Below are 7434 nucleotides of genomic sequence, written 5' to 3' on the forward strand. Positions count from 1 at the left end.
GGATGGTGGCGAAGCGGGCGGCGCCGCTGGGGGATCGGAACTCGCCGGAGATCTTGGCTTGGAGTTTGATCATCCGGAGATCTCTCTCGGCGAGGTTGTTGTCGAACGGGAGGGCGAAGTCGCCGGTGTAGGCGAGGAACAGGTCTCGGTGTTCGGTGAGGGCTCGGGCGAGGTTCCGGGCGTCTTTGTCGGTCCCGTACAGGTAGATCCCTTTCGGGGGGTCCGGGGCCGCGGTGGCGGCCTGGGTGGCGAGTTCGTTCCATCGCCGCTGGATCTTGCGTCGCCGGTAGCCGCTCAACGCTGTCCGGCCGTTGGTTCGGGCCTGGTCAACCCGGTTCTTGGTGTCGATGATCAGCTCGATGAACCCGCTGGCCCAGTCCCGGTGTTTCCAGTTGGACCGGCGGCCACGAGAGGAGTCGCCCCGATCCAGTGGCACCGTCACCCCGGCTCCCGACGAGGGTGACGTGTCGGCGCTGGCCCGACATCGCGACCCGTCCTTATCCGAGGAGGTCAGAGGCCAGACGACGAAGCCTCGGCGTGGGGTCACGTGGGTGCGCCCGTCCGAGCTGATGACGCAGGCTAGTGGTCGGGTGGCCGCGCGCGGGATCGACTTCGAGGCCGAGCTGGCCCGCCGAGCCCGCCGGGCACCCGCCACCGCGATCCGAGCCGGCCGTCGCCGGATCGACACGATCCACCAGGCGGCCAGCGACCGTGCCCGGCGCTTGCCGCCGGTGTCGGAGTTCGGGCGACGGGCTCGGACGCACTCGTGGGTGACCCGTTCCGGGATCGGGTTGGGGTGAGCTGAGATGGGAGCCCTCGGCAGTACCGCGGCGGTGGTTGCTGGGGGTGGCGTGTGCACCTGCTGGTCAGGAGGTGCAGCGCCGATGAGCACGACGAGCGAGCGCGACCAGGACCGGCCGGGGTTCGAGGAGTCCGAGGGCCTGCGGGTGCTGTTGACTCGCCTTCACGCCCAAGGGCAGGGCTCGTGGCGCGACGACCCGGAAGCTGCGGCCCTGATGCGGCACGCCGCCGACCGCTACGCGGCTCTCGCCCGCAAGCACGGGCTGGACCCGTGGGAGGCCGCGGCGGCGGCGTTCGACGCGATGCGCACCCCGTCGGTGCGGCGGGCGGAGGACCCGTGGGCGATGGTCACTCGGGCGGTGCAGGTGACGTGCATCTTCGAGGAGCGCGCCAACGGGCTGCTGTGCTCGGTGCACCAGGCTCGTCGCCCGCAATACAGCGCGTTCCACGACGCCGAGCGGTTCAGCGACCGGGAGAACCCGCTGACCGACTACCACGCCGCCTTCCACGTCCGCGACACCACCGAGGCGACCGAGCCCGCCAGCGGCGGGACCGCTGGCGTGACGGGCGCGGTGGAGGACACGATCGCGCTGTTCGCGCTGCTGGGCTGGCCTGCGACCGCCGCGCGGGCCGGGGTGGAGTACGTCTGCGCGCGGCTGGCGGAGGCGTCGTCGCGAACGTCGGCGTTCGAGGCGCTGCGGCGCGACTACCACGCCCGCGCCCTGCTCGATCTGCCCGGCCCCTCATGGCTGGCGATGCTGCGCGTAGTCCTTGGCAACCCCGACCCCGACCTCACGAACACGGCCGCCGGACGCGGCGTGCTGTTGCGCATCCTGGTCGGCGAGCCGCTGCGCGCCCTGTTGTCGGACGAGGACCTGCTGACCGAGGTGGTGCTGTCCGCGCCCGCCGAACCTGTCGAGGGTGGCCGGAGTGGGTAGCAGTCCGGGACACATCGAGCTGGAGCGCGCGCTGGACTCCATCGGGGTCGGGCGGCGGCACCGTGCGGACCTGGGCGACCTCGACGCGCTCGCCGCGTCCATCGACCGCGACGGCCCGTTGCAGCCCATCACCATCACCCCGGACGGGGTGCTGGTGTGCGGGCTGCGGCGGCTGGCCGCGATGCGCCAGCTCGGCTGGAAGACCGCGAACGTGTGGGTCCGTTCGGGGATCAGCGAACGGCTCGGGCAGCTCTTGGCCGAGCAGGACGACAACGCCCTGCACAAGCCCCTCACGCAGACCGAGCAGGCCACCCTCTACCGCGAGCTGAAAGCCCTGCTGGCCGAGGACGCCGCCCGCCGACAGGAGGCATCCCGGTTCACGACCGGCGAGGGAAACCCCCGGTCGCACGGTGGGGCCACGGTGGCTCCACCGTCAGACGCGATCCCGGCAGGCACGGAACAACAGGGTGGGCGGGGGCGGACGAGGGAGCAGGCGGCGCTGATGGTCACCGGCCGCAACGCCTACACCAGCCTGGAACGGATCAGCGAGTTGCAACGCCTCGCCGTCGACCCCGACCAGCCCGCCACGGTCCGGGAACGCGCGACCGCTGAACTGGAGCGGATCGACGCCGGCGGGTCGATCACCGCCGGCCACCAGCGCGCCCGCGCCGAGCTGTCGCTGGCCGAGCTCGACCGGATCGCCGCCGACCCCGCGACGCCGGAACCGATGCGTGAGCGCGCCGCCGAGGACGCCGCACGCCTGCGGGCGACCGAGACACAGACGCGGGCGGCCGAGCTGGAACGTCTCGCTGCCGATGCGCTGGCCCGTGTTCGCGCCAACGGCAAGAGCGCCGCCAAGCGGTCGCGCACGCGACGCGCGAAGCCGGCGAGCACGCCCGGCGGGTGGGAGCGGCGGACGCTGCGGGCGTTCGTGCTGACCTGGGACGACCTGGACTCGTGGTGGGAGCACTACGACCCGGCCGAGGTCGGCCCGGCGTTGACCGAGGAGCAATGGGACCGCTTCGCCGCGACCGTGGCCGGCACGGTGACGTTCGCCGAGGCCGCCGACGCGGCCCGGCGGCAATCCCAGCTCCGCACCGCCTGACCCGTCTGCTCACCACCGCGCGTGCCGTGTGGGCGGTGTGCACCTTCCCGGCGACCACCCCTCCGCCCATGATCCGGGAGGCCCGCCGCGCATGGACCCCACCTTCGACCGTTATCGCCGCCGGCTGCTGATCGCCGCGATCGCCGGTGGCCTCGTCCTGGTGCTGCTGGTCGGCATCGGCGTGTACGGGCTGCTGCGTGGACCCGCTCAGCCCGCCGGCCCCGGCGACCGGCCATCGGGCACACCCACCGAGAGCACGCCGTCATCGCCTCGGCTGCCCGAAGCGCCGCGGGCGGTTCCGCTGACCACGGACGCGGAGACCTTTGCCCGCACGGTCGCCGCCGCGTTGTTCGCGTGGGACACCGCCACCGGGTACGGCCCGGCCGACTACGCGCAACCGCTGGTCGACGTGGGCGACCCCACGGGCAACGAGACCGCCGGCCTGGCCTCGGACATCCGCTCCTACCTGCCGACGCCGGAGGCGTGGGCGCAGCTCCGCACCTATCAGACCCGGCAATGGCTGAGCATCGACGCGGCGTTCGTGCCCGATGCGTGGGAGGTCGCGGTCGCTCAGGCCGCGCCCGGCCAGCTCCCGCCCGGCGCGATCGCCTACACCATCGAGGGCACCCGGCACCGTGACGGAACCTGGGGCACCGAGCCCGTGGAGGCGTCGCGGCCGGTGACGTTCACCGTGTTCCTGGCCTGCCCACCGCCGGCACCGCAGTTCCGCACCGGGCCGTGCCACCTGCTGCGGCTCTCGCAGCTCGACAACCCTCTGCGATAGCCGGCGGCCGTCATGGTGAAGAAGCTCGCCCTTGTCCTGGCCGTCGTGCTGTTCCTCGCTCCCGCGCTGGGGATGCTCAGCGTGGGGCTGCTGTTCAACACCGCCGCGTTCGCGGCCTGCACCCCGTCCGCTTCGTTGACGGTGGGGCCGATCCCCGACTCGCTGACCGCCACCACCCGCAACGGCGAGACCATCACCCTGAACCGGACCCAGCTCGGCCACGCCGCCACGATCATCACGATCGGCGGACAGGTCGAGGGCGTCGGCCGACCCGGTGTGGTGATCGCGCTGATGGCCGCGCTCACCGAGTCGCATCTGCGGATGCTCGCCAACACCGGCGCCTACCCCGAGTCCGGGAACTACCCCAACGACGGGAACGGCTCGGACCACGACTCACTCGGCCTGTTCCAGATGCGACCTGCGGCCGGGTGGGGCACCATGGCCGAGCTGATGGACCCGACGTATCAGGCTCGGGCCTTCTACGGCGGACCCGCCGGCCCCAACTACCCCAGCCCGCGCGGACTGCTGGACATCCCCGGCTGGCAACAGATGGACCCCGGCGCCGCCGCCCAAGCAGTCGAGGTGTCCGCGTACCCGGACAGGTACCGGAACTACCAGCCGGTCGCCGAAACGATCCTCGCCGCCCTGACCCGCCCTGCCGGCGGCGTGGGCGGAACGCCGGGCGACCCGGCGATCCCCGAGACCAGCCGGGTCGTGTTCCCATTGCCGTCCGGGACGTGGGTGAAGACGAGCACGTTCGGGTGGCGCACCGACCCGCTCACGGGCGAACGCAGATTCCACTCCGGCACCGACTACGCCGCCGCGGACGGCACCCCAATCCACGCCGCCGCGGACGGTGTGGTGACGGTGGCTGGGTTCTCCGGCGGGTACGGCGGGCTCATCGTCATCGAGCACACCATCGGCGGGCAGCGGGTCGCCTCGGCGTATGCGCACATGTGGGAGCACGGCATCCACGTCAGCGTCGGGGACCGGGTGGCCGCGGGGCAGCACGTCGGCGATGTAGGCTCCTCCGGCCGTTCCACCGGCGCCCACCTGCACTTCGAGATACGACCCGGCGGCACCGACGCCGCGGCGATCGACGCCGAGCCGTGGCTTGCCGAGAACGGAGCCGAGGGCATCCAGCCCGGCGACACGACCCAACCGGGGTGCGCGCCGGGCGGCGACGCCGCACCACCCGGCGCGTTCCCCGGCGGGAACCCGGACGCGCTCGTGGACGACCCCACCTCGTCCGGGCAGATCACCGCCCGTATGACCCACGTCATGAACCAGACCAGGGCGGCGTTCCCCGACACCGGATGGGGCTGCTGGTCACCCCGGCCCGGCACCGTCTCCGAACATCCCCTCGGGCGGGCCTGCGACGTGACCTTCGGCAACGCGATCGGGCAGGCCGCGACCGGCGCCGCGCTCGAGAACGGGTGGGCGGTCACCAACTGGCTCCAGACGCACGCCGCCACGCTCGGTGTGGAGTACCTGGTCTGGCAGGACCGCATCTGGTCGGTGGCCCGAGCCGACGAAGGCTGGCGGCCCTACACCCGCGGGACCGATGTCACCACCCGCCACGAAGACCACCTCCACATCACCGTCCGATCCGGGGCGTGACCGGCATGGACGTGTTCCCCGACTTCGGTGGCGTCGGCGGCGCCGGCCAGCTCCGCGCGATCGTCGGCGCGCTGCTGATGTTCGTGCTCATCGTCGCCGTGCTCATGCTGATCGTCTCCGCGATCGTGTGGGCGATCGCCTCCGCGCACGGCAACTACCAGGCCGCGGGCAAGGCTCGCGCCGGCCTGTGGGTCTCGGTCGGCGCCGCGGCCCTCGCGGGCGCCGGGGTCGCGTGGGTCAACTTCCTCCTCGACGTCGGCACCCGCCTCTGACGTTCCGGGTCGAGGGCACGGCCGGCGCACCTGGCAGTCGAGAACCCATCGGCTGTCAAGAGGAGTGCTGCTGTGATCGACATCGACCCCAACGGGACGGGGCTTCCCGGCATCGAACAGCTCAGGATCATCGTCGGCGCGGTCATGACCATCGGCCTGATCCTGAGCGTCCTGGCGCTGATCGTGTCGGCGGTGGTGTGGGGCTTCGGCGCCAACTCCTCCAACCCGCACTTGGCCTCGCGCGGCAAGTTCGGCGTGCTGGTCTCCTGCGGGGCGGCGATCATCTGCGGCGCCGCGGTGACGCTCATCAACTTCTTCTGGAACGTGGGCCAGTCCGTATGACCGGCCGCACCGGCAAGACCTACCGCTGTGGGCGGGGGTGGCGCTGATGGGCGTGTGCGATGTGCCGGTCATCTCGTCGGTGTGCGATTCGGTCGGCGAGGGCGTCGCGTCCCTTGTGACCGCGCCGTTCGACTGGCTCGCCCAGGCGATGGGCGGCGCGGCGGCCTGGCTGTTCGAGGCCGTGTGGGCGGTGATGGACACCACCACGCTCGTGGATGTCACCGACGCCGGCTACCTCGGTGTCTACAACATCCTGTTCGGCGTCGCGGTCTTCATCGTCCTGATCTTCTTCTGCCTCCAACTCATCACCGGCCTGATCCACCGTGACCCCACCGCCCTGTCGAGGGCCGCGACCGGCGCGGCCAAGAGCGTGCTCGGATCGTTCGTCGCGATCGGCCTGACCGGGCTGCTGCTGGAAATCACCGACCAGCTCTGCATCGGGATCGTGCAGGCCACCGGCAACACGATGGAAGGGATGGGCGACCGGATCGCCCTGCTCGCCGCCGGGTTCGGGACCATCAACATCGCCGCGCCCGGCGTGGGCGCGATCATCACGATCTTCCTGGCCGGCCTGGCTATCTCGGCCGCCGCGATCGTGTGGTTCTCCCTGCTGATCCGCAAGGCGCTGTTGTTGGTCGCGATCGTGTTCGCCCCGGTCGCGCTGGCTGGCTACTCGTGGGACGCAACCAAGGGCTGGTTCCCCAGGTGGGCGACGTTCGTGATCGCGTTGATCCTCTCCAAGCTCGTGCTGGTCGTGATCTTCTTGGTCGCGATCACCCAGGTCTCGGCCCCGATCGAGGCCGACCTGGCCTCGATCAGCGACCCCATCGCCGGTGTCGTGCTGATGCTGGTCGCGGCGTTCGCGCCGTACATGACCTACAAGTTCTTGTCGTTCGTCGGGATCGACATGTACCACGCGATGTCGAGCGAGCAGGAGGCCAAGAACGCGCTGAACCGGCCCGTTCCCGTCCCGGCGAGCGCGCGCGGCGGTGACGCCAAGAAGGTGCTCGACGGCGACGGCGGCAACGACTCCGGTAGCGGGGGCACGCCGCCCACGCCCAAGCCGGCACCGGGCAACGCCGAGACGACCGGCGGCGGCTCGGCGGCCAAGGCGGGCAGCGCCGGGGCCGGGTCGGCAGGAGCGACCAGCGGCGCGTCCGCCGGCACCGCCGGAGCCGGAGCGGGGGCGGGTGCTGCGGCTGGTCCTGTGGGCGTGGCGGCGGTGGCCGGGGCGAAGGTCGCCAAGGACACCGCGACCGCGGGGCCGAAGGCCGGGGCCGCGGTCGGCGGGGCCGCCGAAGGACACGCGGACGCCGCGCAGACCGCCGAGCCGGCATCGCCGGCGACCCACACTCCGCCAGCCGCACCGCCCACATCGCCGGCTCGGCAGGGTGCGCGGCCCGCACCGTCGCCTGCACCGAAGCCGGCTCCGTCCCGACCCACCGCCCCGCCTGTAGGGCGCCGCGTCAGGTGAGGATGCCGGCGACAGGTTCGGTGAGGATGGAATCGGGCCGCGCGTGCCCGACGTCTTGTCGCCGATTCTGGGGGCGGGCGCGCCGAAGCAGACCTGAC

At 72.1% G+C, this 7434-nt stretch carries 9 protein-coding genes; 8 read left to right on the forward strand and 1 reads right to left on the reverse strand.

What is annotated here, in order from left to right:
- Window positions 1–442: IS66 family transposase (locus ACK5KK_RS08285; protein WP_416889614.1), on the reverse strand; the 442-nt coding region annotated here is incomplete at its 3' end.
- A 109-nt stretch (window positions 443–551) separates the two neighbouring features.
- On the opposite strand from ACK5KK_RS08285, the gene ACK5KK_RS08290 reads away from it, so the two are divergent.
- The 8 genes from ACK5KK_RS08290 to ACK5KK_RS08325 all read left to right on the forward strand — a co-directional run bounded on the left by ACK5KK_RS08290 (window position 552) and on the right by ACK5KK_RS08325 (window position 7336).
- A complete protein-coding gene (locus ACK5KK_RS08290) occupies window positions 552–800 on the forward strand; it encodes a hypothetical protein (RefSeq protein ID WP_416889615.1) in 249 nt (82 codons plus the stop codon).
- An 84-nt stretch (window positions 801–884) separates the two neighbouring features.
- Complete coding sequence (locus ACK5KK_RS08295) at window positions 885–1739, forward strand: hypothetical protein (RefSeq protein ID WP_416889616.1); 855 nt, start codon at window positions 885–887, stop codon at window positions 1737–1739.
- On the forward strand, window positions 1732–2844 hold the full coding sequence (locus tag ACK5KK_RS08300; protein WP_416889617.1) for a ParB N-terminal domain-containing protein: 1113 nt from the start codon (window positions 1732–1734) through the stop codon (window positions 2842–2844). Before ACK5KK_RS08295 ends, ACK5KK_RS08300 begins: the two co-directional genes overlap by 8 nt.
- Before the next feature lie 91 nt (window positions 2845–2935).
- A complete protein-coding gene (locus ACK5KK_RS08305) occupies window positions 2936–3628 on the forward strand; it encodes a hypothetical protein (protein WP_416889618.1) in 693 nt (230 codons plus the stop codon).
- 12 nt (window positions 3629–3640) lie between these two features.
- Window positions 3641–5248: a M23 family metallopeptidase gene (locus ACK5KK_RS08310; RefSeq protein WP_416889619.1), complete on the forward strand. Its 1608-nt coding sequence runs from the start codon at window positions 3641–3643 to the stop codon at window positions 5246–5248.
- 5 nt (window positions 5249–5253) lie between these two features.
- Window positions 5254–5520, forward strand: coding sequence for a DUF6112 family protein (locus tag ACK5KK_RS08315; RefSeq protein ID WP_416889622.1), 267 nt, complete (start codon window positions 5254–5256; stop codon window positions 5518–5520).
- 72 nt (window positions 5521–5592) lie between these two features.
- Window positions 5593–5862, forward strand: a complete 270-nt coding sequence (locus ACK5KK_RS08320) for a DUF6112 family protein (RefSeq protein ID WP_416889620.1) — start codon at window positions 5593–5595, stop codon at window positions 5860–5862.
- A 46-nt stretch (window positions 5863–5908) separates the two neighbouring features.
- On the forward strand, window positions 5909–7336 hold the full coding sequence (locus ACK5KK_RS08325; protein ID WP_416889621.1) for a conjugal transfer protein TrbL: 1428 nt from the start codon (window positions 5909–5911) through the stop codon (window positions 7334–7336).
- Window positions 7337–7434: the final 98 nt, after the last annotated feature.

Source organism: Microbacterium sp. (assembly GCF_047972865.1).
Lineage (GTDB): Bacteria > Actinomycetota > Actinomycetes > Actinomycetales > Microbacteriaceae > Microbacterium.